Origin of the sequence: Halomonas sp. HP20-15 (assembly GCF_033446685.1) — a bacterium.
Lineage (GTDB): Bacteria > Pseudomonadota > Gammaproteobacteria > Pseudomonadales > Halomonadaceae > Modicisalibacter.
The window spans coordinates 40,765-67,050 of record NZ_JAWQLY010000011.1 but is presented as its reverse complement, the minus strand read 5'-3'; the positions used below and the strand labels follow the sequence as shown (position 1 = coordinate 67,050).

General features: G+C 65.5%; 27 protein-coding genes. 19 read left to right on the top strand and 8 right to left on the bottom strand.

Annotated features, from left to right (window positions below):
• Positions 1-79 precede the first annotated feature (79 nt).
• Positions 80-970 carry a prenyltransferase gene (locus R6258_RS14660; RefSeq protein WP_318451993.1) on the top strand — a complete coding sequence of 297 codons (891 nt, stop codon included), beginning with the start codon at positions 80-82 and terminating at the stop codon, positions 968-970.
• A 208-nt stretch (positions 971-1,178) separates the two neighbouring features.
• Here R6258_RS14660 and R6258_RS14655 read toward each other — a convergent pair whose 3' ends face one another.
• Positions 1,179-1,589 (bottom strand): CBS domain-containing protein, encoded by a 411-nt coding sequence (locus R6258_RS14655; protein WP_318451991.1) that lies wholly within the window; start codon positions 1,587-1,589, stop codon positions 1,179-1,181.
• Between the two features lie 377 nt (positions 1,590-1,966).
• Between R6258_RS14655 and R6258_RS14650 the strand changes: the two genes are divergently transcribed.
• Positions 1,967-2,224: a hypothetical protein gene (locus R6258_RS14650; protein ID WP_318451983.1), complete on the top strand. Its 258-nt coding sequence runs from the start codon at positions 1,967-1,969 to the stop codon at positions 2,222-2,224.
• A gap of 102 nt (positions 2,225-2,326) precedes the next feature.
• Entirely contained in the window at positions 2,327-2,485 is a 159-nt protein-coding gene (locus tag R6258_RS14645; protein ID WP_318451977.1) for a YqaE/Pmp3 family membrane protein, read from the top strand.
• Between the two features lie 108 nt (positions 2,486-2,593).
• On the opposite strand, the gene R6258_RS14640 is transcribed toward R6258_RS14645, so the two are convergent.
• Entirely contained in the window at positions 2,594-4,486 is a 1,893-nt protein-coding gene (locus tag R6258_RS14640) for a sigma-54-dependent Fis family transcriptional regulator (RefSeq protein ID WP_318451973.1), read from the bottom strand.
• 262 nt (positions 4,487-4,748) lie between these two features.
• Here R6258_RS14640 and R6258_RS14635 point away from each other — a divergent pair, with 262 nt between their 5' ends.
• From R6258_RS14635 to R6258_RS14610, 6 genes are all read left to right on the top strand, one after another.
• Positions 4,749-5,831 (top strand): ABC transporter ATP-binding protein, encoded by a 1,083-nt coding sequence (locus tag R6258_RS14635; RefSeq protein WP_318451967.1) that lies wholly within the window; start codon positions 4,749-4,751, stop codon positions 5,829-5,831.
• A 7-nt stretch (positions 5,832-5,838) separates the two neighbouring features.
• Positions 5,839-6,954, top strand: coding sequence for an ABC transporter ATP-binding protein (locus R6258_RS14630; protein ID WP_318451962.1), 1,116 nt, complete (start codon positions 5,839-5,841; stop codon positions 6,952-6,954).
• The gene (locus R6258_RS14625; RefSeq protein WP_318451952.1) at positions 6,941-7,804 is read left to right on the top strand and encodes a sugar ABC transporter permease; all 864 of its coding nucleotides are present in this window, start codon (positions 6,941-6,943) and stop codon (positions 7,802-7,804) included. The genes R6258_RS14630 and R6258_RS14625 overlap by 14 nt, the downstream gene beginning before the upstream one ends.
• 10 nt (positions 7,805-7,814) lie before the next feature.
• A complete protein-coding gene (locus R6258_RS14620) occupies positions 7,815-8,615 on the top strand; it encodes a carbohydrate ABC transporter permease (RefSeq protein ID WP_318451938.1) in 801 nt (266 codons plus the stop codon).
• Between the two features lie 44 nt (positions 8,616-8,659).
• Positions 8,660-8,932 carry a DUF2160 domain-containing protein gene (locus R6258_RS14615; protein ID WP_318451933.1) on the top strand — a complete coding sequence of 91 codons (273 nt, stop codon included), beginning with the start codon at positions 8,660-8,662 and terminating at the stop codon, positions 8,930-8,932.
• Between the two features lie 110 nt (positions 8,933-9,042).
• Positions 9,043-10,737, top strand: coding sequence for an ABC transporter substrate-binding protein (locus R6258_RS14610; protein WP_318452262.1), 1,695 nt, complete (start codon positions 9,043-9,045; stop codon positions 10,735-10,737).
• A gap of 130 nt (positions 10,738-10,867) precedes the next feature.
• Here the strand turns inward: R6258_RS14610 and R6258_RS14605 are convergent, their stop codons facing one another.
• Complete coding sequence (locus tag R6258_RS14605) at positions 10,868-11,263, bottom strand: DUF6314 family protein (protein WP_318451926.1); 396 nt, start codon at positions 11,261-11,263, stop codon at positions 10,868-10,870.
• 93 nt (positions 11,264-11,356) lie between these two features.
• On the opposite strand from R6258_RS14605, the gene R6258_RS14600 reads away from it, so the two are divergent.
• A complete protein-coding gene (locus tag R6258_RS14600; protein WP_318451919.1) occupies positions 11,357-12,244 on the top strand; it encodes a carboxylate/amino acid/amine transporter in 888 nt (295 codons plus the stop codon).
• Between the two features lie 46 nt (positions 12,245-12,290).
• Here the strand turns inward: R6258_RS14600 and R6258_RS14595 are convergent, their stop codons facing one another.
• Positions 12,291-13,442 carry an SO_0444 family Cu/Zn efflux transporter gene (locus R6258_RS14595; RefSeq protein ID WP_318451913.1) on the bottom strand — a complete coding sequence of 384 codons (1,152 nt, stop codon included), beginning with the start codon at positions 13,440-13,442 and terminating at the stop codon, positions 12,291-12,293.
• 89 nt (positions 13,443-13,531) lie between these two features.
• Positions 13,532-14,524, bottom strand: a complete 993-nt coding sequence (locus tag R6258_RS14590; protein ID WP_318451906.1) for a DUF1853 family protein — start codon at positions 14,522-14,524, stop codon at positions 13,532-13,534.
• Positions 14,525-14,631: 107 nt separating this feature from the next.
• On the opposite strand from R6258_RS14590, the gene R6258_RS14585 reads away from it, so the two are divergent.
• The 5 genes from R6258_RS14585 (at position 14,632) to R6258_RS14565 (ending at position 18,810) form a co-directional block, all read left to right on the top strand.
• Positions 14,632-15,513 carry an NAD(+) kinase gene (locus tag R6258_RS14585; protein WP_318451900.1) on the top strand — a complete coding sequence of 294 codons (882 nt, stop codon included), beginning with the start codon at positions 14,632-14,634 and terminating at the stop codon, positions 15,511-15,513.
• A 1-nt stretch (position 15,514) separates the two neighbouring features.
• Positions 15,515-16,522: a metallophosphoesterase gene (locus R6258_RS14580; RefSeq protein WP_318451894.1), complete on the top strand. Its 1,008-nt coding sequence runs from the start codon at positions 15,515-15,517 to the stop codon at positions 16,520-16,522.
• 273 nt (positions 16,523-16,795) lie between these two features.
• The gene (locus R6258_RS14575; RefSeq protein WP_318451887.1) at positions 16,796-17,641 is read left to right on the top strand and encodes a rhomboid family intramembrane serine protease; all 846 of its coding nucleotides are present in this window, start codon (positions 16,796-16,798) and stop codon (positions 17,639-17,641) included.
• Between the two features lie 84 nt (positions 17,642-17,725).
• Positions 17,726-17,989 carry a YeaC family protein gene (locus R6258_RS14570; RefSeq protein WP_318451881.1) on the top strand — a complete coding sequence of 88 codons (264 nt, stop codon included), beginning with the start codon at positions 17,726-17,728 and terminating at the stop codon, positions 17,987-17,989.
• Positions 17,990-18,015: 26 nt separating this feature from the next.
• A complete protein-coding gene (locus R6258_RS14565) occupies positions 18,016-18,810 on the top strand; it encodes a DUF2797 domain-containing protein (RefSeq protein WP_318452260.1) in 795 nt (264 codons plus the stop codon).
• An 84-nt stretch (positions 18,811-18,894) separates the two neighbouring features.
• Here R6258_RS14565 and R6258_RS14560 read toward each other — a convergent pair whose 3' ends face one another.
• From R6258_RS14560 to R6258_RS14550, 3 genes are read right to left on the bottom strand one after another with little or no spacing between them, the layout of a single operon-like run.
• The gene (locus R6258_RS14560) at positions 18,895-19,929 is read right to left on the bottom strand and encodes an ABC transporter substrate-binding protein (protein ID WP_318451875.1); all 1,035 of its coding nucleotides are present in this window, start codon (positions 19,927-19,929) and stop codon (positions 18,895-18,897) included.
• Entirely contained in the window at positions 19,929-21,323 is a 1,395-nt protein-coding gene (locus tag R6258_RS14555; protein ID WP_318451870.1) for a sensor histidine kinase, read from the bottom strand. The genes R6258_RS14560 and R6258_RS14555 overlap by 1 nt, the downstream gene beginning before the upstream one ends.
• Entirely contained in the window at positions 21,320-21,988 is a 669-nt protein-coding gene (locus R6258_RS14550) for a response regulator (RefSeq protein WP_318451857.1), read from the bottom strand. Before R6258_RS14550 ends, R6258_RS14555 begins: the two co-directional genes overlap by 4 nt.
• Before the next feature lie 148 nt (positions 21,989-22,136).
• On the opposite strand from R6258_RS14550, the gene R6258_RS14545 reads away from it, so the two are divergent.
• The 4 genes from R6258_RS14545 to R6258_RS14530 all read left to right on the top strand — a co-directional run bounded on the left by R6258_RS14545 (position 22,137) and on the right by R6258_RS14530 (position 26,259).
• Positions 22,137-23,123 (top strand): tripartite tricarboxylate transporter substrate binding protein, encoded by a 987-nt coding sequence (locus R6258_RS14545; RefSeq protein ID WP_318451851.1) that lies wholly within the window; start codon positions 22,137-22,139, stop codon positions 23,121-23,123.
• Positions 23,120-23,569, top strand: a complete 450-nt coding sequence (locus R6258_RS14540; RefSeq protein WP_318451848.1) for a tripartite tricarboxylate transporter TctB family protein — start codon at positions 23,120-23,122, stop codon at positions 23,567-23,569. The genes R6258_RS14545 and R6258_RS14540 overlap by 4 nt, the downstream gene beginning before the upstream one ends.
• A gap of 10 nt (positions 23,570-23,579) precedes the next feature.
• Positions 23,580-25,085: a tripartite tricarboxylate transporter permease gene (locus R6258_RS14535; protein WP_318451843.1), complete on the top strand. Its 1,506-nt coding sequence runs from the start codon at positions 23,580-23,582 to the stop codon at positions 25,083-25,085.
• A gap of 100 nt (positions 25,086-25,185) precedes the next feature.
• Positions 25,186-26,259 carry an AbrB family transcriptional regulator gene (locus R6258_RS14530; protein ID WP_318451840.1) on the top strand — a complete coding sequence of 358 codons (1,074 nt, stop codon included), beginning with the start codon at positions 25,186-25,188 and terminating at the stop codon, positions 26,257-26,259.
• Positions 26,260-26,286: the final 27 nt, after the last annotated feature.

Sequence of the window (26,286 nt, the reverse complement as noted above, 5' to 3'; positions counted from 1 at the left end):
TGATAATGAATCGTCGGGCATGCTGGCAAGGAAAGCGTGCACAGCCTCCTGGACATAGGCTGAACGGACAAGGAACTGCATGACGACCCTCACGGTGGCACGCGCCACTCGCCCCAACTTCCTGATATTGGCACCGCTTTGCGTCTTGCTCGGGGTCAGCGTCGCGGCTCGCCAATCGCGCGCGCTCGAATCACTGGATATCGTACTGGTGCTGGTCGGTGGGCTGCTGGCGCATGCGGTGGTCAATCTGCTCAACGAGTATGACGATTTTCGCTCCGGCCTCGACCTGATCACACGGCGCACGCCGTTCTCGGGAGGAAGCGGAGCGTTGCCCGCAGCGCCCAAGGCCGCTTCCCAGGTGCTGCTAACGGCTCTGGTCATGGCGGCCGGCGTGGTGGCGATCGGCTTTTACTTTATATGGCTGCGTGGCTGGCCGATGCTGCTGCTGGGGCTGAGCGGCATGGTTCTGATGGTGGCCTATACGCGTTGGATCACCCGTTCGCCCTGGCTTTGCCTGCTGGCGCCGGGATTGGGATTCGGCCCGATCATGGTGCTGGGTAGCGTGATTGCGCTGGGTGGACGTGTCGATGCTACGGCGTTGCTGGGCTCGGCGGTGGCATTGCTGCTGGTCAGCGAATTGCTATTGATCAACCAGTTTCCCGATCGGGAGGCCGATCGGCGTGTCGGACGCCGCCATCTGCCCATCGTGCTGGGATTGCCGCGCGCTTCGCGGTGGGTGGCGACGCTGCTGCTGGGCGCCTACGGGCTGATCGCCCTAGGCCAGGTGAGCCAACTCTTTCCGATGGAAACCGGGCCGACCTGGCTGACGTTCCCCGCGGCGCTATGGGTGGCCTTGCGCCTGCCCCGGGTACTGGACGATCACCAGGCACTGATGCGGATGATGGGCGTCAATGTCGCGACATTGCTCGCGACGCTTGCGCTACTGGCGGGAGGACTGGGATGGGCGTGACGCGGGCGATATGGCCCGGTTCAAAGAAATTTCGATTTCCAGGGATAAATGTCGGCAACCTGTGGTCACAAGGATAAGCGCAATTTTTTGGCAGTCGCTGAGAATTGCGTCTTTGCTTACTGCATTCGATCCATTGGCCGCCGCATCTTCGATGCGGCGGTTTTTTATGCCGCCCTCGCCAAGCGACTGCCTTGCGCAACCGCGCCGGCTAATGAACGTTACGCATCTGCAGAATGGCGCCGACCACGTCGCGTCGGGTGACGATGCCTACCAGGCGCTCCTGTTCGACCACCGGGTAGACCTTGGGCTTTTGCCCCTGCATCTCCTGGGCGAGATCGGTCACGCTCTTGTTGGGGGTGACCGTGAGCACCTCATGGCGCATCAGGTCGCGTACCGGTGCCGGCTCGTCGCTGAGGTAGACACTCTCGAACAGCTTGGCCATCACATCATGTTCGGAAATGAAGCCGATCAAGTGATCGCGCCCGTCGACGACCGGTGCGCCAGGCAATCGGTGCAGGGCCAGGCCGGCCACGAGCGTCGCCACCGATGTGTCACCGGTGACTCGGTAACAGTCGCGAGACATGATGTCACGTACCGTCATGGGCGCCTTGTTGGTCATGTGCGTACCTCCTCGAAGGACTGAGACCCTGCTGGACGTGATCCTGTCCAACCGGGGTTGCCCGGCCGCGTTTCCTGCGGTGCGATCGAAGCGCCACGAAACGCGGCCGCGGCGCTTGCAATTTCAGCATAGCCCAGCCCCACGGAGATGATGACTGCTCCATGAGGGCGTTCGGTCCATACGCAACTGCTACCCTAGAGACACACCACCGATATTTCCGGCTGGTTTGTGGTTCGCCAAGCCGTTGGCGCCGCTCTGGCAACCGCTGGCAACTGAAAGTGTGCCGGTGAACGCGAGCAGGAGCAGCACTGTCATAAACACCATATACGATACGTCGGTCGTCCGGTTCGACTGACGCGACGCTGCAAGGAGATACCATGAACGCAAGAGATTATCTCGCCAAGCAGGGCATCGCGCTCGAGCGTGACGAAGAGCGCCCCAACACGCTGGAAGAGCTGGCTTGGCAGCGCGCACGTCATGCCGGAAGCCAGCGTCCACGCAGCGGTACGCCGCATGACTGGGAAGACTGGGAGCGCCACCACGCGCAGCTTGCCGACGATGCCGAACGGATCGCGCAGAAGTACGATCACGCGGCGCACCGGCGAGACGATGATGAAACTTCAGACAAGTCGTGACTTGAAGAGCCCGGTCGTCGGGCCCATGTGAGCAATAGCGTTCGCGACGTTCAGCGCGTTCGTTCAAGGAACGACATCCAGCGTATCTATAGGAGACACATCATGGACGTGATCCGCATCATTCTGGCAATCCTGCTGCCCCCGCTTGGGGTCTTCCTGCAGGTCGGTCTGGGACTGCATTTCTGGCTCAACATTCTGCTGACGATTCTCGGCTACATTCCCGGGATCATTCATGCAATATGGATCATTGCCCGGCGCTGAGCGTACTAGCCACAACACTCATCGAGCCTCCTGCCTGTCAGGGGGCTTTTTCGTGGGTAACACTTAAACCTCGGGGCAACGCGTGACATCGATCCAGCGGGCCCGGTACTAACCAAGGGCATTCACGCCGACCTCGGCCTGTTCACGCAAGCGCTTATAGAGCGTGGTGCGGCTTATGCCCAGTTCCCGAGCCAACGCCGAAAGATTGCCGCGATGGGCGGCCAGGCGCTCCCGTAGACCGGCCGGCGCAGCGGCGGGAGTGGGGCGCGCGGATATCGGCCGACTGATCGGCGGCTCGTGGGGGTCCTGTGGTGCCGGAGCCGCAAGGCGTGCATCCGGGGCGAATGCATTGGCGGGCAGGTGCTGCAGGTCGAGCAAAGGCCCGTCGCTGATCGCCAGTGCGACACGCAGGACGTTTTCCATCTCGCGAATGTTGCCCGGCCAGCGTTGTCGGCATAACCAATCCAGCAGCGCTGGCGAGGGCCGAGGCGGTGTGCCCCCCTTGCCCTCGGGGTCGAGTTCGCGCGTCAGTTGAGCGAGCAGGACCTGCACCAGGGCGGGGATATCATGACGCTCGCGCAAGGGCGGCAGGCTCAACTCGACCCCGCACAGCCGGTAATACAGATCGGCGCGAAAGCGCCCGCTGGCCACCTCGTCGGCCAGCGGGCGATGGGTGGCAGCGATGACCTCGATATCCACCGGATAGGCGGTACTGCCGCCCAGCGGCGTGACTTTGCGTTCCTGCAGGGCCCGTAACAGGCGAGCCTGAACCGGCAGAGGCATATCGCCGATCTCGTCGAGGAACAGCCGACCGCCATGGGCTTCACGCAAGCGCCCGGGATTGCCGCGCGGGTCGGCGCCGGTGAAGGCGCCGCGCACATAACCGAACAGTTCGGCTTCGACCAGAGCATCGGGAATGGCGGCACAGTTGATGGCGACCAGCGGTTTGTCGGCGCGCCGGCTCGTGGCATGCAATGCCTTGACGAAGACCTCTTTGCCGGTGCCGGTTTCGCCGTATAGCAGCATGGCGATGCCGCGATCCCCAAGGCGCTCGGCAAGCGTGATCGCCTGACGCAGACGGGGGTCGCCCAGGTCGAGCGCCGATAGCGGCGAAGGCTTGGCAGGAACCTTGGCATCAGGCAAGCGGTCGGGGGCCGCGAGCCGGCCGTAGCAGTGATAGCGACCGGCGACGCGCAGAGGCACCAGCTCGTTGCCGCGCGCCACCAGTTCCGACCAACTCGTGTCGAAGAGCGTGTCGATCGTGGTTCCCGTCAGCGCTTCGCGCTCGAGCTTCAGCAGCCAGCAGGCTCGTGAGTTGCCATTAACCGGTCGGCCGTGGGCATCGAGAATCAGCAGGCCCGAACGCGGACCGTCGATGTCGTCGCGGTTGGCATTGAAGGCCAGGCGAAAATGGCGATGGCGGTAGTGGGCGATCAATCGGCCATTTTCGATCTGCATCGCCAGAACCTGTAGCAGGCCGCTATAGCGGGAAGAGCGATTGCGGTACGGGTCGCTGAGCAGCGCCAGGCAGGCGTCGTTCTCCCCTCGCCAATCGCGCACCGGCACCGCGTGGCCGGCGAGATGATGCAGGGCATCGCAGGTATGTTCGCGACCGATCACGTCCAGGGCTTCGTCCTCGGCGAGGCAACTGCCGATGGCATTGCAGCCGAGCTGCGCTTCCTGCCACTGCGTACCGGGCAGCAACCAGTCTTCATGGCTTGGAAGCATTGCCCGTGAATCGCCCCAATGGGCCAGGATCACGGCATCCCGGTCGGCCAGCACCAGCACGCACTGCCAATGCCGCAGCATGACGGCGACCTCGGGTACGAGATCCTTTTCCAGCAATTCCAGCAGCGGGCGGGCCAGGGTGCGCCGCCGCGCGATATCGGCTGCCGAGTGACGGGCAGGCTGCCGGGCGCTAACCCGAGCCTCGCTGTTGCCCAGGCGGTCTCGGGCGCGCGCAATATGGGCGCGCTGACGATGCTTGGCATCCTCTTGCATGGCGGGTTTCCCTGTCTTGTTTTCGTTTTCGAACATTTCCGTGCACAGCTGGGTGTCCATAAACTGTACAGAGAGTGTTCAATCAAGCCTAGTAGAGTTGTCCGCAAATACGCTTATACCAAGGTAGGGTGGGTGTTTATAGGCTTTTAATCAGTCGCTTGAGGAAATTTTTAGGAAAACTGGGAGTAGCGAGAAGAAACTGGCATGGCGTTCGCTTGTGAACATGAAGAATTTGCGAACATGAAAAGGATAGCCCTGCGTCATGTCTCTAATCCTCGAACATATCGACCGCACGGTCAGCGGTGAGAAACACATCAGTGATGCCTGCCTGAGCCTGGAGCCGGGTTCCTTCAATGTGCTGCTGGGCCATACGCTGTCGGGCAAGACGACATTGATGCGATTGATGGCGGGGCTCGACACGCCGGATCGCGGACGGGTGCTGTTCGGCGAGCGGGACCTGACCCACGTTCCGGTGCGCAAGCGCAATGTCTCGATGGTCTATCAGCAATTCATCAACTATCCCTCACTGCGGGTGTTCGACAATATCGCCTCGCCGCTAAAGCTGGCTCGGGTTCCCAAGGACGAGATCGAGCGACGTGTCGAGGAGATCGCCGCCATGCTGCGCATCGACCATCTGCTGGGACGCTATCCGCTCGAGCTGTCCGGCGGCCAGCAGCAACGCACGGCAATGGCCCGGGCACTGGTCAAGGACGCCGATCTGGTGCTATTCGACGAGCCGCTGGTCAATCTCGACTACAAGCTGCGCGAGGAGTTGCGCCTGGAAATGCGCAAATTGTTCCGCTCGCGCAATACCATCGCCGTCTATGCCACCACCGAGCCTTCCGAGGCACTGGCGCTGGGCGACACTACAACCTTGCTGCATCAAGGCCGGATCCTGCAGAGCGGCCCCAGCGATGCGGTCTACCATCGTCCCGCGTCGGCCGAGGCCGCCTCGCTGTTCGGCGAGCCGCCGATCAATCTGCTCGAGGTCACGGTCGCCGGCAGCGAATTGCGTATCGGGCAAACCGCCTTTCCCCTGCCGGGGCCGCTTGGCAGCCTCGACGACGGCGACTATCGCCTGGGTATCCGGCCCAGCCACCTCAGCCTGACGCCACTGCATGACGATGATCTGGAGTTCTGCGTCGAGGTCGGCGTCGCCGAGATCAGCGGCTCGGAGACCTTCCTGCACGTCGCCAGCAACGATCTCGAACTGGTGCTGCACCTCGGCGGTATCCACGACTTCCCGGTCGACAGTGCGATCCGTGTCTATGCCCCTAGCACCAAGCTGTTCGTCTTCGACGCGTCGGGCGAACTGGTCCGGGCACCATCCCTTGCAACGGAATGAGGCAATCATGGCGGAAATCCGACTCGACCAATTGGCTCACAGCTATGCGGCGAACCCTGGGCAGGCGAGCGACTACGCGTTGCGGCGCATAGACCACGTATGGGAGCAGGGCGGGGCCTATGCGCTGCTCGGCCCGTCGGGCTGCGGCAAGAGCACGCTGCTCAATATCATATCGGGGCTGCTCGAGCCCTCTCAGGGCCGGGTGATGTTCGACGGCGAGTCCGTCAACGCGCTATCGCCCCAGCAGCGCAACATCGCCCAGGTTTTTCAGTTCCCGGTGGTCTACGACACCATGACGGTGCACGACAACCTGGCCTTTCCGCTGCGCAACCAGCGACAGTCGGCGGCCAAGATCGACGAGCGGGTGCGTGAGGTGGCCGAGGCGCTGGAGATCGAACACCTGCTGACGCGCAAGGCGAGCCATCTTACCGCCGACGAGAAGCAGAAGGTCTCGATGGGTCGCGGGCTGGTGCGCGACGACGTCGCGGCGATTCTCTTCGACGAGCCGCTGACGGTGATCGATCCACAGCTCAAGTGGCGGCTGCGCCGCAAGCTCAAGCAGATCCATGAGCGCTTCGACATCACCATGGTCTACGTCACCCATGACCAGTTGGAGGCATCGACCTTCGCCGACAAGATCGCGGTGATGTACGAAGGCGAGATCGTCCAGTTCGGGACCCCGCGCGAACTCTTCGAATACCCCGCCCACACCTTCGTGGGCTATTTCATCGGCAGTCCGGGCATGAATCTGTGTCCGGTCACGCTGAGTGCCGGTGGCGTGCGCCTGGCCGGCTGTGACGTGCCGTTGGCCGAGGATGTGCGCGCAGCCCTGGAGCGTCATTCGGGACAGCGGCTAATGCTGGGCATTCGCCCCGAATTCATCCAGCTGGTCGCGTGCGGGGAGTCGCCGCTGAACGCGCGGGTCGACCTGGTGCAGGACCTGGGTACCTACAAGATCGTCGATCTGCTGCTCGAAGGTCCCGACGCCGAGTTGCCGATCAAGGTGCGCGTCGAGGAGGACCATGCGGTGCCCGAGGGGCGGGTGGGGCTATTGCTGCCCGAACGCTGGACCCGTTTCTATGCCGACGATCTGCTGGTGGAGGTCGACCATGCGAGTGCATAACAACAAGGCCTGGTGGCTGGTGCTGCCGGTATTCGTGCTGGTCGCCTTCAGCGCGATCATTCCGATGATGACGGTGGTCAATTACTCGGTGCAGGACATCTTCGACCCGAGTACCCGCTTTTTCGTGGGAACCGAGTGGTATCGCGAGATCCTGCGTGATCCGCGTCTGCACGATTCGCTGCTGCGTCAGTTCGCCTATTCGTTCAGCGTACTGGTGATCGAGGTGCCGTTGGGCATCGCCGTGGCGTTATCGATGCCGCGCCGGGGCATCGGCGTGTCGGTCTGCCTGATTCTGCTTGCACTACCCTTGCTGATCCCCTGGAACGTGGTCGGCACCATCTGGCAGATCATCGGCCGCGAGGACATCGGTCTCTACGGCTGGCTGCTCAATGCCTCGGGGGTCGATTACAACTACGCCTCCAATCCGCGCGATGCCTGGATCACGGTGCTGATCATGGATGTCTGGCACTGGACCTCGCTGGTGGCGCTGCTGTGCTATTCGGGGCTGCGCTCGATCCCCGACGTCTACTACCAGGCGGCACGCATCGACCGCGCCTCGCCCTGGGCGGTATTCCGCTACATCCAACTGCCCAAGCTCAAGAACGTGCTGCTGATCGCGGTGATGCTGCGCTTCATGGACAGCTTCATGATCTACACCGAGCCGTTCGTGCTGACCGGCGGTGGGCCGGGCAGCACCACGACCTTTCTCAGCCAGACGCTGACCCAGATGGCGGTGGGGCAGTTCGACCTGGGCCGGGCGGCGGCGTTCTCGCTGATCTACTTCCTGATCATTCTGCTGGTCACCTGGGTGTTCTACACCGCGATGACCCATGCCGACGCCAAGGACTGAGGGGACGACCATGAAATATCGCAAGCTGCTGGTGATGGTTGCGTACCTGGCCTTCGTGCTGGTGCCGATCTACTGGCTGATCAACATGTCGCTGAAATCCAATCGCGAGATTCTCGGCGGCCTGTCGCTGTGGCCGAACGACCTGACGCTCGACAACTACCGGGTGATCTTCACCGACCCGACCTGGTACACCAGTTATCTGAATTCGCTGTCGTTCGTGTCGATGAATATGGCTATTTCGCTGGCGGTGGCGTTGCCGGCGGCCTATGCGTTCTCGCGCTATCGCTTTCTCGGCGACAAGCACATGTTCTTCTGGCTGCTGACCAACCGCATGGCGCCGCCGGCGGTGTTCCTGCTGCCGTTCTTCCAACTGTATTCCTCGGTGGGGCTGTTCGACACGCCGATCGCCGTGGCGCTGGCGCACTGTCTGTTCAACGTGCCGCTGGCAGTGTGGATCCTCGAGGGCTTCATGTCCGGGGTGCCCAAGGAGATCGACGAGACGGCGTATATCGACGGTTACAGCTTTCCGCGCTTCTTCTTTCGAATCTTCATCCCGATGATTCGCCCCGGCATCGGCGTGACGGCGTTTTTCTGCTTCATGTTCTCGTGGGTCGAGCTGCTGTTGGCGCGCACGCTGACCTCGGTGGACGCCAAGCCGATCGTCGCCCAGATGACGCGCACCGTTTCCGCCTCGGGCATCGACTGGGGTGTGCTCGCCGCCGCCGGGGTGGTCGCACTGCTGCCCGGTATCGCGGTGATCTACTTCGTTCGCAACCACGTCGCCAAGGGCTTCGCGCTGGGCCGCGTCTAAGCGGTGCCAGGCGCGGTTCGCCCGAGAGATAGAGGAGTCACGTCATGGAATGGATGGCCTGGACACTGCCCACGGCGACGTTCTTCATCGTCATCGCGCTGATGCTATGCGCGATGACGGTGTGGCAGGTCGTCTCGCCGGGGCACCAACGCAAGGGATTCCTGCCGATCGCCACGACCCGCGGCGATCGCCTGTTCATCAGTCTGCTGGTCGCCGGCTATGCGCACCTGCTGTTGCTGGCGGTGACCGGTTGGCCGCTGTGGATCGCCACGCTGATCAGCGTGGCGGGGCTCGCCATCATCATGAAATGGGGGTAATCGCGACAACGACAACGCTGCAAGCCGATATACAACCGTACGGTCACAACAACGAGGTCATCATGTCCCACAACAAGTACGCCCTACGGCCGACGCGCCTCGCCCTGGCAATGAGTCTGGCGACGTGCCTCTCGGTCCCGACACTGGCCCTGGCCGATCAGTACCAGGACGCCGCCAAACGCTGGATAGACAGTGAATTCTCGCCGTCGACGCTGACGCCCGAGGAGCAGATGAAGGAGATGCAGTGGTTCATCGACGCCGCCAAGCCGCTGCGCGGCATGGAAATCAACGTGGCCTCGGAGACCCTGACCACGCACCAGTACGAGGCCGAGGTGCTGGCCAAGGCGTTCCACGAGATCACCGGCATCAAGCTCAATCACGATCTGATTCAGGAAGGTGACGTGATCGAGAAGTTGCAGACCCAGATGCAATCGGGGCGCAACATCTACGACGGCTACGTCAACGACTCCGACCTGATCGGCACCCATTTTCGCTATGGCAAGGTCGTGCCGATTTCCGAGATGATCAAGGGTGATGGTGCCGACTTCACCTCGCCGACGCTTGATCTCGACGACTTCATCGGCCTGTCGTTCACCACCGGGCCCGACGGCAAGATCTACCAGTTGCCCGATCAGCAGTTCGCCAACCTCTACTGGTTCCGCGCCGACTGGTTCGACAACCCCGAGTACCAGCAGCGTTTCAAGGACAAGTACGGCTACGAGCTGGGCGTGCCGGTGAACTGGTCGGCCTACGAGGATATCGCCGACTTCTTCTCCAACGACGTCAAGACCATCGATGGCAAGCGCATCTACGGCCACATGGATTACGGCAAGAAGGACCCGTCGCTGGGCTGGCGCTTCACCGATGCCTGGTTCTCCATGGCGGGGGCCGGCGACAAGGGCATTCCCAACGGTCTACCGGTCGATGAGTGGGGTATTCGCGTCGAGGAGTGTCATCCGGTGGGCTCGAGCGTTTCGAGAGGCGGGGCGGCCAATGGGCCGGCAGCCGTATACGCCACACAGAAGTACGTCGACTGGCTGAAGGCCTACGCGCCACCCGAGGCGCAGGGCATGACCTTCTCGGAATCCGGTCCGGTCCCGGCGCAGGGCAACATCGCCCAGCAGATCTTCTGGTACACCGCCTTCACCGCGGACATGACCAAGGAGGGCCTGCCGGTGGTCAACGAGGATGGCACGCCCAAGTGGCGGATGGCACCCTCGCCGGTGGGGCCGTACTGGGAGGAGGGCATGAAGAAGGGCTACCAGGACGTGGGTGCCTGGACCTTCTTCGATTCCACCCCCGAGAAGAACCGTATGGCGGCCTGGCTGTATGCCCAGTTCGTCACCGCCAAGACCGTGTCGCTGAAGAAGACCCTGGTCGGCCTGACGCCGATTCGCGAGTCCGACATTCAGTCCCAGGCGATGACCGATGCCGCGCCCAAGCTGGGTGGGCTGGTCGAGTTCTATCGTAGCCCGGCGCGCCTGCAGTGGTCGCCGACCGGAACCAACGTGCCGGATTATCCGAAGCTCGCGCAACTCTGGTGGCAGTATGTGTCGCGTGCGGCCAGCGGCGAATCCACCGCCCAGGAAGCACTGGATGGTCTAGCCGAGGCCCAGGATCGCATCATGGAGCGTCTGGAGCGCGCCAACGTTCAGGATACCTGCGGCCCCAAGCTCAACGAGCCGCGTGACGCCCAGTACTGGCTCGATCAGCCGGGCGCGCCCAAGCCCAAGCTCGACAACGAAAAGCCGCAGGGCAAGACCGTGCCCTACGACGAGATGGTCAAGTCCTGGGAGGAAAGCTGATACCGGCCGTTATTTTCCTTGTACTCCACGGCGCCTGCGGGCGCCGTTTTCGTTGGGCGGCTGTATCGTTGGAGCCTGTCTCCGCGTGCGCCGAGCATACGCCAGGTTCGGTCCCGCGCGGGCGCGAACGTCAGCGGTAGCGGTAGAGGAGGCGCTCGTTCTTGCGTGGGCCTTCGATGGTCCAGGCCAGGTCGAACCCCGTTTCGACCAGCGTGAGCCGCGCGCGATAGCGATCGGCGACGCACTGATGCGCCTCGCGGGCGACCCAGTCGGCGGCGGCGTCGGGTTCTGCCGGAATCAGCTCGAACAGTCGGACGGCCGCTTCGGCGCCGCGCCGCTCGTGGCTCAGGGTGATGGCGTCCGCCTGCGGCGTCCAGCGAAAGACGTTGCGAAAGGCGATCGATGCGTTCGCACCGTCCAGCCGGAAGCGACCGCTTTCGGTAAATGTCAGGCTGGCGTCGGCATGCGTCTCGACCTCGACCGTGCCGTTGCCCCGGCCGGCCCAGCCACTCTGCGAACCCGGCAAGGGTTGTGAACTAAAAGATACTGTTGAAGTTGACAGAAGCCGTTGGCGCAGCGCTAAGATAGCCGCCTCGATTGATTGACTCACGGATCGCTCATGTCCTATCTGTTCGCTGTCACGGCCCTCTGGGCCTTCTCGTTCTCGCTAATCGGCGCGTATCTCTCGGGTCAGGTCGATAGCTATTTCGCGGTGCTGGTGCGCATCGCCTTGGCCAGCCTGCTGTTCCTGCCGTTTCTGCGTCCACGGGCCTTGAGCCATGCCCACAAGCTGGCGTTGATGGCCATCGGCGCCGTCCAGTTGGGGTTGATGTACATCTTCTTCTATCAATCCTTCCTGCTGCTTTCGGTGCCGGAAGTGCTGCTGTTCACCATCTTCACGCCGCTCTATGTGACGCTGCTCGACGACGCCATGGACAAGCGCTTCACGCCATTCTACCTGGTCACCGCGGCGGTTGCCGTGGCCGGCGCTGCAGTGATCCGTTATCAGGGGGTGGGCGCCGATTTCTGGCTGGGTTTCGCCATCGTCCAGGGCGCCAATCTGTGCTTCGCCGTCGGCCAGGTCGCCTACCGCCACCTGGCGCGCCGGTTGCCGGCCGAAGTGCCCCAGCACGGCGTGTTCGGCTGGTTCTACCTGGGCGCGTTGGGGTTGGTGATCATCGCCTATGCGCTGTTCGGCGCGGCCCGACTGCCGAGCAGCGGCATACAGTGGGGCGTGCTGGCCTGGCTGGGGCTGGTCGCCTCGGGGCTCGGCTACTTCCTGTGGAACAAGGGCGCGACCCAAGTCGATGCCGGCGCACTGGCGATCATGAACAACCTGCTGATTCCCGCCGGGCTGCTGGTCAACCTGCTGATCTGGAATCGCGATGCCGACCTGCCCAGGCTGGCCGCCGGCGGCGCGATCATCGTCGCCGCGCTGCTGGTCAACGAATGGTGGGCGAAGCGTCGCCCGGCGAAGCGTCGCCCCGTGTCGACGAAGGCCGGCTAAACGCACGACTGAGATTGCGCCGCGCCGGCCATTAACCGATCAACGATCAGCGGCAGCAGCCATCGTCGCAGCCGCTGCCGGCCGTGCGGCGGCGCGCCGGCAGCCAGTTGCGCCCGAGCCAGGCCAGGGTCAACGCGGCGAGGATGCCGGCGGCCCCCAGCGTCAGCCAGCTCGGCAGCAATTCGCCGCTGGCGGCCAGCTCGGTCTGCACGTCGATTCCCCAGACGCCGGCCAGCGCGTTGGTCAAATAGCCGAAGGCGATCGCCACGCCGACCACGCTGGCCAGGTAGATTCCCAGCGTTCGTGTACCCAGTTCGCGGCGCACGATCCCCAGCGTGGCGATGTTGGTGGCCGGCCCGGCCAGCAGGAACACCAGTACCGCCCCCGGCGATACGCCGGCGAGCAGCAGGCCGGCGGCGAGCGGCGTCGAGGCCGAGGCGCAGATATACATCGGCACGCCGATGGCCGCCATTACCAGCATCGCCGCCAGGCCATCGCCGAAGCGGGTCAGGAAACTCTCGGGCACGAATGCCGTGACGGCGGCGGCCAGGGCCAGGCCGACCAGCAGCCAGCCGGCCAGATCTCCGAACAGGTCGCCGAAGGCGGTGCGCTGTCCCGCCAGCAAGCGCTGCGCCAGTGGCGCTCGGGTCGGCTTGCGCGGGCCCGTGCCTGTCTCGCTCGCCGTGCTGCAACCGCTGCTCGAACAGCAAGCGGAGCCGCTAGTCCCCGGAGCGGCGTCGGTCGCGACCGCGGAGGCGCTCAACGAACTGGCCGAGCGCGGTTCGCTGACGCTGGTCAACACACCGGCGGTAATCGCGCTGACGATCGCAGCGACGGGACGAACGATCGCCAGTAATGGGCCCAGCAGGGCATAGGACAGGGCAATCGAGTCGACCCCGGTCTCCGGCGTGGCGATCAGAAACGACGCCGTCGAGCCGCGCGAGGCACCGCTGCGCCGCAGGCCCAGCGCGGCCGGGATGACCCCGCAGGAACACAAGGGCAACGGCGCGCCGAGCAGCGCCGCCTTGACGCTGGGCCAGGCGCCTTCGCCGCCCAGGTGGCGGGCCAGCCGATTGGCATCGAGCAACGCCTGCATCAATCCGGCCACCACCAGTCCCAGCAGTAGCCAGGGGGCGGCATCCAGCCATAAATGCCAGAAGGCGCTCAGCCATTGGGAGAAGTAATCGAGATAGGTCACAGCGAATTCGCCCTAGCAACGCACATTTCCGGCAAGTCTAAACCCTTGAGTGCACTACAGGGTCAAGCGTCGACTGCGCTCAGGGCCCCTCAAGCGCTCGCGTTGCAGGGCACTCTTGGCGGCAGGGGAATCGCCCGCGGCCAGTCGTCGGCCACCACGAACAGCCGTCGGTAGGTCCCTCCCGCTTCGTGCAGCAGGAGTTGGCGAGGCACCTGGCGCGCGGCGAAGTGGGCATCGAGCTGTCGCGATAGCGCGGTCAGCGGCAGCAGGGCGCTGTCGGGGGGCGGCGCCAGCCAGTGCGGCTTGTCGAGGAAAGCCCCGCGGAGCGACTCCGGGTTGCCGAGCGTGGCGCAGAAATCCGGCCAGTCGCGGTGATAGAGCCATTCGCCGAGCAGGGCATCGGCATGGATCCCCGGCGGCAGCGGCGAGGCATCCCCGCGCCACGGCTGGAACAGCACGCCGAGAATCGCCAGGCGCTGTTCGAGAGGGCGGCCGGGTGAGGCCATGCTGAAGCGTTCGAGCGTGGCGGCGGCCTCGGGCCGGTGAGCCAGCGGGAGCTGATGGGCCAGTGCGCGTTGCCACTTGATGGCCAGCGAGTCGGCGCAGCCGGGGCCGATCCAGCGTGCCGCGTCGTGGCGTGGGCCGGGGCCGTCCGTCAGGCCCAGGTAGTACTTGATGGCCAGCTCGAGGTGGATGGGCGCAGCGTCGTCGGTGCTGGCATAGAGCAGGTCGAACTCGCCCAGTGTCATGCCGCGCGAATCGTGAACCGCCAGGTTGGCGCCCAACAGGCGGGTACCCGGCGCATGGGTCAGCAGGAAATGCCACAGCGCCTCGTGATAAAGCCCCAGGCGACCGGCGCGGCGTGTATCGAGCGCTTTTTCGAGCCCCCCCGGCTTGTCCTCGAGTGCGTCGAGCCAGGCTGTCTTGCGGTCGGGGTCGGCCAGGCCCAGTTCCGTCAACGTGGGGCGTCCGGGATAGGCGGTAACCAGCATGTCGGGAGCGTCGAGCAACCAGGCCAGGTCGCGTACCAGCGGGTGGCGGTAATCGCCGGGTGCGGTCTCGGGCCGATAGGAGCGGGACATGAGGCACCTCGTGACGGCTGCGAACGGGTTGCGAATAAGCGCGGCGCGGTTTGCCGGGGCCACGCAGAGCCCCCATAATAGCGGGCTCGACGTGGCTGGGAGCGCCCATGGAACCTTTCAAGAATATCGGCCTGATCGGCCGTCACGGCAGCGGCAGCGTGGTCGAGACGCTGCGCCGGCTGATCCGCTTCCTGGGCGCGCGTGGCCATCATGTCATCATCGAGGATCGCACCGCCAGCGCGCTGGCCGAGCATGGCCAGCATGAAGCCAGCCGCAGCCAGCTCGGCGAGCTCTGCGATCTGGTGATCGTGGTCGGCGGCGACGGCAGCATGCTCGGCGCCGGTCGGGCGCTGTGCCGTAGCGGCACGCCGGTGCTGGGGATCAACCGCGGCCGGCTGGGCTTTCTGACCGATATCCTGCCCGACGAGGTCGAGGAAAAGGTCGGTGAGGTGCTGGCCGGCGACTACGAGACCGAACAGCGCTTTCTGCTCGACGCCGAGGTGTATCGCGAGGGCTCGCTGGTCGGAACCGCCGATGCGCTGAACGACGTCGTCGTGCACCCCGGCAAGGCCGTGGAGATGATCGAGTTCGAGCTGTTCATCGACGGCCTGTTCGTCTATAGCCAGCGCGCCGATGGACTGATCATGGCCACGCCCACCGGTTCCACGGCCTACGCGCTGTCCGGCGGCGGGCCGATCGTGCATCCCGGCCTCGAGGCGATCACCCTGGTGCCGATGTTCCCGCATACGCTGTCGAGCCGGCCGATCGTGGTCGATGGTGCCTGCGAGATCAAGATTCATATCGGCGAGACCAACGAAGCCTATCCGCACGTCAGTTGCGATGGCCAGACCCAGGTAGTCTCCAAGCCCGGCGACATTCTTTATGTGCGACGCAAGGCGCAACGCCTGACGCTGATTCACCCGCGCGGTCACAACTATTACGAGATCTGCCGCAGCAAACTCGGCTGGAGCAGCCGGCTGGGGGAGTGACATGAACATGACCGGCGGCATCGACGGCTACGACCTGATCGGCGACGTGCATGGCTGCGGCGCGACGCTGGGCGCGCTGCTGGAAAAGCTCGGCTACCACCTCAAGGGCGGCGTCTATCGGCATCCGCGCCGCAAGGCGATCTTCCTCGGCGACCTGATCGACCGCGGGCCGCGGATTCGCCTGGCGGTATCGATCGCCCGGCGCATGGTCGAGTCCGGCGAGGCGTTCATCGTGATGGGCAACCATGAGATCAATGCACTGGCATACAACCAGCGCTGTCCTCCGGGCACCGGCTGTGAGTGGCTGCGCGAGCATACGCCGCGGCATAATCGGGTCATCCACGAGACGCTCGAGCAGTATCGCGATCATCCCGCCGAATGGGACGACACGCTGGCCTGGTTTATGGAGATTCCGCTATTGCTCGAGCGCGACGGCTTGAGGGTGGTGCACGCCTGCTGGGATGCGCCGCTGATCGAGCGCTTCCTCGAGGCATACCCGCAAGGCCGTATCGATGCCGCCTTCCTGCAGGAGTCCGTGCATTCGGAGAGTTTCGCTTTCCGGGTCCTCGAGCGGCTGACCCGGGGCGTGCACCTGCATCTGCCCGAAGGCATCGAGATCCATTCCGGCGACGGCTTTACCCGGCGAACCTTCCGTGCGCATTTCTGGGCCCGCGACCCGCAGACCTACGGTGAGGTGATATTCCAGCCCGACAACCTGCCCGATGACCTGGAGTTGCGCCGGCTGTCGGCCGCCGAGCGCGCGCAGCTGCCCTATTACGGGCCGGAGCAGTGCCCGCTGTTCCTGGGTCACTACTGGTGCGAGGGGGTGCCGGCGCTGCCGGCGCCGAACATCGCCTGTCTCGATTACAGCGCGGTCAAGTTCGGTCGCCTGGTCGCCTATCGCTGGGACGGCGAGACGGCCCTGAACGCCGACAAGTTCGTCTGGTTGCGGGTGCCGCGGGAAGAGCGTGCCCGCCCCCGACCCTGGGAAATCGATCTGGATTCATGAAGCTACAATTCATTACACATTTTTTGGCCACGCCATGAAACTTGTTCCCGAGGCGGCCGTCAGAGTGAGTGTTCCCTTGAATGATCCCTTGCTTATTGTCCGGCGGCCCTCTCCGCCGGACTTTTCTTTTTGCGCGTTTTTCGCGCGTCTAGGCCATGCCTCCAAGCGTGCGCTGTCATGGCATGTGTTGCCCAGGCATGTGTCGGATGGAACCTGCGAGTCGCTGGCGACAGGCCCCGACCGCGGGGAGCTGGCCACAGATGAGGAGCGGTCATGCACAAGGTGCTGATGATCCCCCGCGAAACCGACACTCGCGCCCTGCGCCAGGCGCTCTGGGCGCGACGCATCGGCCATCGCTTCAGCGAGGAAGGCGATGCCCAAGTGCTGTGGCTGGCCGACCCGCGCCAGCATGCGCAGATGATGCAGCTCATCGAGCGCTGGCAGCGTGGCGAGCCGCTACTGCGCGACGAGGATCCGCCACGCGCCGGCTCCGGTTGGCGTCACGGCGCGCTGGCCGAGGCGCCGCTGGCCGCCGGGATAGTGGCGCTCTGCCTGGCGGTTTTCGCGCTGATGGCGCTGTTCGGCGATCGGGTGATCGCCTGGCTGACCATCGTCCCGGTGAGCGTGGTCGGTAACAGCCTGAGCGTCGGCACGCTGGCCGACGGCCTGGGCAGCGGACAGCTCTGGCGCCTACTGTCGCCGGCCTTCCTGCACTTCGGCTGGATGCACCTGATCTTCAACATGCTGTGGCTGTGGTATTTCGGTCGCCAGGTCGAGAGCCTGCACGGCAGCGCTCGGCTGGCCTGGGTCGTCGCGATCAGCGCGGTGGGCTCCAACCTCGCGCAGTATGCCACCGGTACGGTGCTGTTCGGCGGCATGTCCGGGGTTGACTACGCGCTGCTCGGCTATGTCTGGCTGATGTCGCGACGGGTCCCGGAGAGTGGCTTTTTCGTGCCGACCATGCTGGTGGTCTTCATGCTCGGCTGGATGGTCTTCACCATGACCGATTTCGCCGCGCCGGTCGGCTTCGGCAACGTCGCCAACGAGGCCCATCTGGGTGGCCTGCTGCTGGGCCTGGCGAGCGGCTGGCTGGCCAGCCGACGTGCCAAACTCCATTGAAAAGTTAGTCAACGAGCGTCCGGCCAGCGGATCGGGTGGTCGCTCGCGAGTACGATGCCGGTACCGGCTATTGCGGAGATGACGATGAGTGAAATGACCTTCGAGCGCATGATTGCGCAGATGACGCCGACGATCTATGACAGCCTCAAGCAGGCCGTCGCCCTGCGCAAGTGGCCCGACGGCAAGCGCCTCAGTGACGAGCAGACCGAACTGTGTCTGGAGGCGGTGATGCGCTACGAGATCGAACACAACGTCCCCGAGAGCGAGCGGGTGGGCTATATGCAGGGCAGCTGCAAGAGCCAGACGCCGGGCGGCGATGGCGAGGACAGCATCAAGTGGATCAACTGATCGCCCGGCAGGGGTGCCTGACCAAGATGGCGATCGCCGTGGGCGGTGACGGGCTGGCGCGCTATACGCTCCGCGCCGGCGAGTCGCGCCTGGATCTCAATGCGCGGCTGGGCCAGACGCTGCGGCTGAGCCATACCGGGGCGATCGCCTGTACCCATTGCGGCCGGCCCACGCGCAAGAGCTTCGGGCAGGGCCATTGCTACCCGTGCTTCAAGCGCCTGGCGCAGTGCGACACCTGCATCGTCAAGCCGGAGACCTGCCACTACTTCGCCGGCACCTGCCGCGAGCCCGAGTGGGGCGAGCGCCACTGCTTCCAGCCGCACGTGGTCTACCTGGCCAACTCCTCGGGGCTCAAGGTGGGCATTACCCGGCGCACTCAATTGCCGACCCGCTGGCTCGACCAGGGCGCCATCCAGGCGCTGCCGATCCTCGAGGTGGACACCCGTCAGCAGTCGGGCTTCGTCGAGATGCTGTTCAAGGGCCAGGTCGCCGATCGCACCAACTGGCGGGCGATGCTCAAGGGCGATGTCGCCGCGCTCGACCTGCGCGCCGAGCGCGACCGGTTGCTGGCGACGCTGGCCGACGGGCTAGCCGCGCTGCGCGAGCGCTTCGGCGCGGATGCCATCCGCACGCTCGATGCCGAGCCGCTGGCCATCGACTATCCGGTCCTCGAATCGCCGACCAAGGTCGTCTCGCACAACTTCGACAAGACCCCCCGCGTCGGCGGGACCCTAATGGGCCTGAAAGGGCAGTACCTGATGTTCGATACCGGGGTGATCAACCTGCGCAAGTTCACCGGCTACGAAATTAGCGTGGAATAGCCGTCGGTTCCGCCGTGGTATACCGGCCAACGCGCGTCACGAATCTGCCGCTGCTCGGCCTGGCCTGGGTAGTGCCGCCCAGCCCTAAGGATCGAGTATGCTGATTTCCCGGTTCCAGCGGGCCATGAAGGCGTCGCGGCGCAGCGGGTCGACGAAGGCCAGCAGCGAGGCGTTGATCGGGATCGGATAGAGCCGTTCACCGACCTGGTCGCGAAGGCGCTGGGCGGTGTAGGGTCCGATGACCTCGGGCAGCACGCTGAACAGCGGCGTGCTGCCGGCGAGAATGCGCTGTCCCTCGACGCCGAGCAGAAAGCTGACGAACGCCTTTGCGGCTGCCGGATGCGGTGCGTCGCGGTGCACGAAGGCCATGCGCATCATCACCAGTGCATAGTCCTGGGGCACCTGCACGATCAGCTCCGGATGGTTCTGGGCCCAGTGCATGGCGTAAGAGCCCAGCAGGTTGTAGCCCACCCAGTATCGCCCTTCGCTCAGGCCGTCGAGCATGGCCTGGGTGTTGTCCTCCAGGCTGACCTCGGCGGCGCCCATGGCGGCGACCAGATCCCAGAAACGCGGCGAGTAGCGCGCATCCTGCTGGAACAGGGTGTAGCCGACGCCGCTGCGGCCCGGCGAGTAGGTCGTCACGCGCCCCCGCAAGCGGTCTTGATGGCTGGTCAGGATGGTTTGCAGGTCGGCGTGGGTGGTGGGCGGAATCATGTACCGTGCCAGGTCGAGCCGGTAGACGGTGACGATGGGCTCGAAGGTGAACCCGAACACCTCGTTGCGCCACTTTGCCCACGCGGGCCAGTCGTGCGCCTCGTCGCTGTGCAGCGGCTGGGCGAGCCCCTCGTTGACCCGTGCCAGTTGCCAGGGCATGGCGGAGCTGATCACCACGTCGGGCGCGGGGCGGACCTCGCGGGCGCGTCGGTCGACCTCGAGCGTGGAGCGGTCGTGATACACCAGCGCGATGTCGGGGTGGGTACGCTCGAAGGCCGCGAGAAGCGGGGCGACCACCTGACGGTCGAGTGCGGCCTCGACCACCAGCGGCATCGGGGATTGCGCCACGGCAACGGGCGGCGCCAGGCCGGCCAATAGCAGGCATGCCAGCCAGCGTCGCAGCATCAGGCTTCCTCCGGCAGCAATGGAAAGCGGATGCCGACCCACAGGCCATGCCCCGGTACGTTGCGCACGCTCAACACGGCGTCATGGCGGCGGGCGATGGACTCGACGATGGCTAGGCCGAGGCCGGAGCCCTGGGTGTCCTGTCGTCCGGCGCGTTCGAAGGGGCGATGCAGGCGGTCGAGCAGGGAATCGCCCACGCCCGGGCCGTCATCCTCGATGCCGAGCGTCACCGTGTCGGCCTGGCGCTCCAGGCCGAGCGTGATCTCGCTGCCCGGCGGCGTATAGCGCAGGGCGTTGTCGATCAGGTTGCCGATCATCTCGCGCAGGGACCAGGGCTCACCCTGGATGCGCAGCGGCGCCTCGGGTAGCGGCGCCAGGCCCAGGTCGTGATGCTGGGCGACATCTCGCTCGGCCCACTCCATCACGGTGTCGCGCAGCAAGGCGGCCAGATCGACCGTTGCCAGGCTGTCCTCATCGGCATGACGCAGGCGGGCCAGGCTCAGCAACTGACCGGCCAGGCGGCTGGTGCGTGCCGCGCTGTCATGCACGGTTTCCAGGGCATGGCGCCAGTCGGCGGGGCACTCGCTCTGCAGAGCCAGTTCGCTGGTGCTCTGCAGGCCGGCGAGCGGGGTCTTGAGCTGGTGGCTGGCGTCGGCGGTGAAGCGCAGCAAGGCGTCGCGGCCCTCGCGCTGGCGGGCGAGCAGCGCGTTGAGGGTGTCCGCCATGTCGTAGAGCTCGCCGGGCACCCGTGCATGCAGCGGGCGCACGTCGTCGGCATCGCGCTGGCGCAGCAGCTGGCGCAGGCGCCGCACCGGGCCGAGCGCGGTGCGGATGGCCAGCAGCATCAGCAGCCCCGCCAGCAGCACCATGGCCAAAAAGCGGGTCAGGGCGCGCACGAACAAATCGCTGGCCAGGGCCTCGCGACCCGACAGGGTGTGCCCGACCCAGATCTGCACCGGATCCAGCGACTCCCAGCCGGCGGAGGTCAGCTCGCGGCCATGCAGGCGGATGGGTGTGCCGCGGTGACGCACGGTCATCCATACCGGCTCGGTCTGGGCGGCACGCTGCCAGGCGGGTTTCACGGCGCCGTCGAGGTTGCCGGTCACCTCGCGGCCGGCCGCGTCGAGGATTGCGTAGAACACCCGCTCCTGCTGGTCGGTGGCGAGTATCTGGAAGGCCGCCGCCGGCATCTCGACGATCGGCCGCCCGTCCTGCCACTGGATCGCCTCGGCGATGGTCAGGCCGGCGGCCTCGAGCTGGCTGTCGTAGGCGCGATCGGCGGCGCGCTGGGCGCTGGTGTAGGCCTCGAGCAGCAGGAACGCGCCGAGCACGCCGACGGTGGCCAGCAGCCAGGCGGCCAGGCGCCGCTTCAGCGTGCCGTCGACGACGATCACGCCGGATCGTCCTCCAGGCGATAGCCCAGCCCGCGCAGGGTGCGGATACGCAGACCGCTGCCTTGCAGGCGCTTGCGCAAACGGCTGATATACACCTCCAGCGCATTGGGACCGACCTCGCCGAAACCGAACAGGCGGGTCTCGAGCATCTCCCGAGGGGCGATGCGGCCGCCGTGCAGCAGCAGCCCTTCCAGCAATCCCAGCTCGCGGCGTGGCAACGCCAGCGTCTCGCCATGCAGGGTGGCGGTGCCCGAAGCGGGGTCGAAGCACAGCGGCCCGAACTGCAGGCGATTGTCGGTACGCTGCTGGCTGCGGCGCAGCAGGGCGCGCACCCGGGCCTCGAGCTCGGCCACCGAGAACGGCTTGGCCAGGTAGTCGTCGGCACCCAGGTCGAGGCCGCGCACGCGCTCCTCGATCCCGTCGCGGGCGGTGAGGATCAGCACCGGCGTGGCGTCGCCGCGCTCGCGCAACTCGCCAAGCAACGCCAGGCCGTTGCCGTCGGGCAACCCCAGGTCGAGCACGATCAGGTCGAAACGGCTGTGCGCCAGCGCCGCGCAGGCCTCGGCCAGGCGGGAGAACGTCTCGACGGTATTGCCCAGCGGGCCGAGGGCCTTGACGAGCGAGCGGGCGATCAGCGGGTCGTCTTCGACGATGAGCAGGCGCATTGGACCAAAGTCTCACTGGGGTGGGGCGCGGATGACAGGTTGATGAAAGGTTGGATGCCTAGCATCACTCGAGTCATCGAGGCGATGACGGCAGGGAGGGGACGCCCCTCACGCTGACAATCTCACAATAAAGAAACAGGAGTCCGCCATGAAATTCAACTCGGCATTTCGCCACTGGTCCTCGCTGATAGCACTCAGCGGCGCGCTGATGGCCGGCACGGCCCAGGCCCAATCCGGCGCCCCCGAGTGTATCGCGCCGGCCAAGCCGGGCGGTGGTTACGACCTGACCTGCCGTCTCGCGGCCAACGCCCTGCAGGAAACCGGCCTGATCGACAAGCCGATGATGGTCAGCTACATGCCGGGCGGCATCGGTGCGGTGGCCTACAACCACGTCAACGGCGTGCGCAACGACGATCCCAACCTGATCGTGGCGGCGAGCACCGGCGCGGCCGTCAACCTGGCGCTGGGCAAGTTCGGCCAGTACGACGCCGACGAGGTACGTTGGCTGGGCGCGCTGGGCGCCGACTATGGCGCCATCGTGGTCAGAGCCGACGCGCCGTGGCAGAACCTCGAGGCGCTCATGAAGGATCTCAAGACCCAGCCGGGCAAGATCGTCTTCGGCGCCGGCGGCACCGTGGGTAGCCAGGATTGGATGAAGGCGGCACTGACCGCCAAGGCGGCGGACATCTCGCCGCGCGACCTGCGCTACGTGGCCTTCGAGGGCGGCGGCGAGTCGCTGGCGGCCCTGCTTGGCGATCATATCCAGGTCTTCACCGGTGACATGTCGGAACTGCGTCCGCATCTGGAAAGCGGCAAGATCCGCGTGCTGGCCTCGCTGTCCGAGGAGCGCCTGGGCGGGCCCTACGCCGAGATTCCCACTGCCGCCGAGCAGGGTTATGACGTGCAATGGCCGATCTGGCGCGGCTACTACATGGGCCCGGACGTCAGCGACGAGGCCTATCAGGCGTGGGTGGACAAGCTCAAGACACTGTCCGAGAAGGAGAAGTTCGCCGAACTGCGCGAGGCGCGCGGGCTGTTCCCGATGTCACGCTTCGGCGATGACTTCGACAGCTACGTCAAGGGCCAGGTCGCCCAGTTCAAGCAACTCGCCGAAGAAGTGGGTCTGACGAAATGAAACTCGCCGCCGACCGCGTCCTGGGTCTCGCCCTGATCGGTCTGGCGGCGTTTGCCGCCATTCACGCCTGGCAGATCCAGGTCCCCTTCAGTTACGAGCCCGTGGGGCCCAAGGCGTTCCCCATCGGGCTGTCGGTCGTCCTGGCGCTGCTGGCACTGGTGCTGGTCTTCCGGCCGGGCGAGAACGGCCACTGGCCGGACAAGGCCTTGATGTTGAAGCTGCTGGCGGTGCTGGGCGTGCTGGTGGTCTACGCGCTGCTGTTCACTCAACTGGGCTTCATCGTGACTACATTCTTCGCGGTGCTGGCGCTCGCCCGGCTGTTCGAGGCGACCTGGCGCAAGGCGTTGCTCGCCGGCGTGCTGATGGCCCTGGGCAGTTATCTACTGTTCACCCAAGGGCTGGGAATTTCCTTGCCAGGCGGCTACTGGCTGGCCGATTTCGTCTGAGGAGCCCGGCATGTTCGATTTTCTGATAGACGGTTTCGGGGTCGCACTTACCCCGCTCAATCTGGGGCTGGCCTTTCTGGGCGCCGTGCTCGGCACGCTGTTCGGCGCGCTGCCGGGCATCGGTCCGATCAACGGCATCGCCATCCTCATGCCGCTGGCCTACACCCTCGGGCTGCCGGCGGAGTCGGCGCTGATCCTGCTGGCCGGCGTCTACACCGGCTCGGAGTATGGCGGACGCATGTCGAGCATCCTGCTCAACGTGCCCGGCGACGCCGGCGCGGTGATGACCACCCTCGATGGCCATCCGCTGGCCAAGAAGGGCCTGGCCGGTCCGGCGCTGGGCCTGTCCGCGGTGAGTTCGTTCGTCGGTGCGACTATCGCCATCATCGGCCTGACCCTGTTCGCGCCGCTGCTCGCCGAGGTCGCGGTGATGTTCGGCCCCGCCGAGTTCTTCGCGCTGATGGTGTTCGCCTTTTCCTCCATGGCGGTGATGATGGGCAAGGACCCGATCAAGACCGCCATCGGCGCCGTGCTAGGGGTGATGGTCGCCATGGTGGGGGTGGATTCAGGTACCGGCGTGCTGCGCTACACCTTCGGCATGGCCGAACTCTACGACGGCATCGACTTCGTGGTGATGATCATCGGGCTGTTCGCGATCAGCGAGATCCTGCTGATGCTCGAGCACGCCAATCGCGCGGATACCGACGACGAGATGCCGCCACTGGGCCGGGTAATGGTCAGCCTCAAGGAAGTGCTGCATTGCAAGTGGACCATGCTGCGCTGCGGACTGATCGGCTTCATCGTCGGTGTGCTGCCGGGCACCGGGGCGTCGGTGGCGGGCGCGGTCGCCTACACCACCGAGAAACGCATCTCCGACAAGGAGGGCACCTTCGGCACCGGCGACATGCGTGGCCTGGCCGCACCCGAGGCGGCCAACAACGCCTCGGCGGCGGGCTCCTTCGTGCCGATGCTGACCCTGGGGATTCCCGGTTCGGGAACCACGGCGGTATTGCTCGGGGCGCTGATGCTCTACAACATCACCCCGGGGCCGATGATGTTCTCCGAACGCCCCGAGGTGGCCGGCGGGCTGATCGCCTCGCTGTATATTGGCAACGTGGTGCTGCTGGCGCTCAACCTGCCGCTGGCGGGGGTCTTCGCCAAGGTGTTGACCATCCCGCGCTGGGTGCTGGTGCCGGGGATCGCCATCCTGGCCTTCGCTGGCGTCTTCCAACTGCACTCCGACCTCACCGCCATCTACCTGATGCTGATCATCGGCGTGTTCGGCTATCTGCTGCGCAAGCTGGGTTTCTCGCTGGCGCCGGTGATCCTCGGCTATGTGCTGGGCGGGCTGATGGAAGACAATCTGCGCCGCGCCCTGTCGATCAGCGGAGGCGAGCTGGGAATCCTGTGGCAGTCCGGTATCTCGCTGGGGTTGTGGATCGCCGCGGCGGCGCTGCTGGTGTTGCCGTGGCTGGTGCCGAAACTGCTGCCCCGCAAGTCGCTGGACGGCGCCTGAGAATTTCCGCATCCTCTGGCGGCCCTGGGCCCGGGACCGGACTCGTAGAGTGCCGGTTCCGGGCCCAGGGCTGGTTTGGGTTCATCACTGAGGGTTCGCCTTGATTGGCACGATCAAAGGCCGGTGCGTCGCGACCGGCAAGCTGTTTCCGACACTCGCCATCGGCGCCGCCGGTGGCGGCATTGCCTATGTACTCGCCATCCCGCTGCCCTGGCTGCTGGGGGCGCTGATCGCGACCACCGCGCTCAGCCTGGGCGGCGTGCGTCTGCGCGCGCCCACCACCTCGCGCAAGGCGGTGCTGGTGGTGATCGGGGTGATGCTCGGGGCGGCCTTCACCCCCGACATGGCCGGCGACGTGACCCTGTGGGGCACCAGCCTGGCACTGATGCTGCTGGCCACGGCGGTGATGATGGCGTTCTCGGTATGGTTCGGCCGGCGCGTCGCCGGCTATTCCCTGGATACCGCAATGTACTCGGGGGTGCCCGGCGGCGTATCGGCGGTCACGCTGATGGCCGCGGACTCGGACGCCGACCTGCGCATGGTGGGGCTGACCCATGCGGTGCGCATCCTGGTGCTGCTACTGGCGATTCCGCCGGCGCTGAATCTGATCGGTCACGTCAGCGTGCAGCCGCGCAGCCTGACGCTGGGCGAGTGGCTGGCGGTACCGGCGCTGGGCGATGTTCTGCTGCTGAGCGGGGCCGGTGTCATCGGCATGTGGCTGGGGCGACGGCTGCACCTGCCCAACCCGCTGCTGTTCGGCCCGGTGCTGCTGTCCGGTGCACTGCACGTGACCGGCATGACCGAGGCGGCGATCCCGCCGACCATCGTCGCGCTGGCGCAGATCATCATCGGCGTCTCGGTGGGCGTGCGTTTCGGCGGGACGTCGCTGGCCTCGGTGGGCGTCAACCTGGCGATGGCGGTATTCCAGGCGGTGGCGCTGCTGCTGATCACCATCGCCGCCGCCTGGCTCGTACACGTCGTCACCGGCTATTCGGCAGCGGCGCTGCTGCTGGCCTACATGCCGGGTGGCGCGCCCGAATTGAGCCTGGTGGCGCTGTCGCTGGGCATCGATCCGGCTTTCGTGACCTCGCACCACTTGCTGCGCATCAGCGTGCTGGTGCTGGTATTGCCCGTCCTGTTGCGGATTGCCATGCGGCGTACGCACAAAGCCTGATTCCCGACCGCTTCAGACCAAGACGCA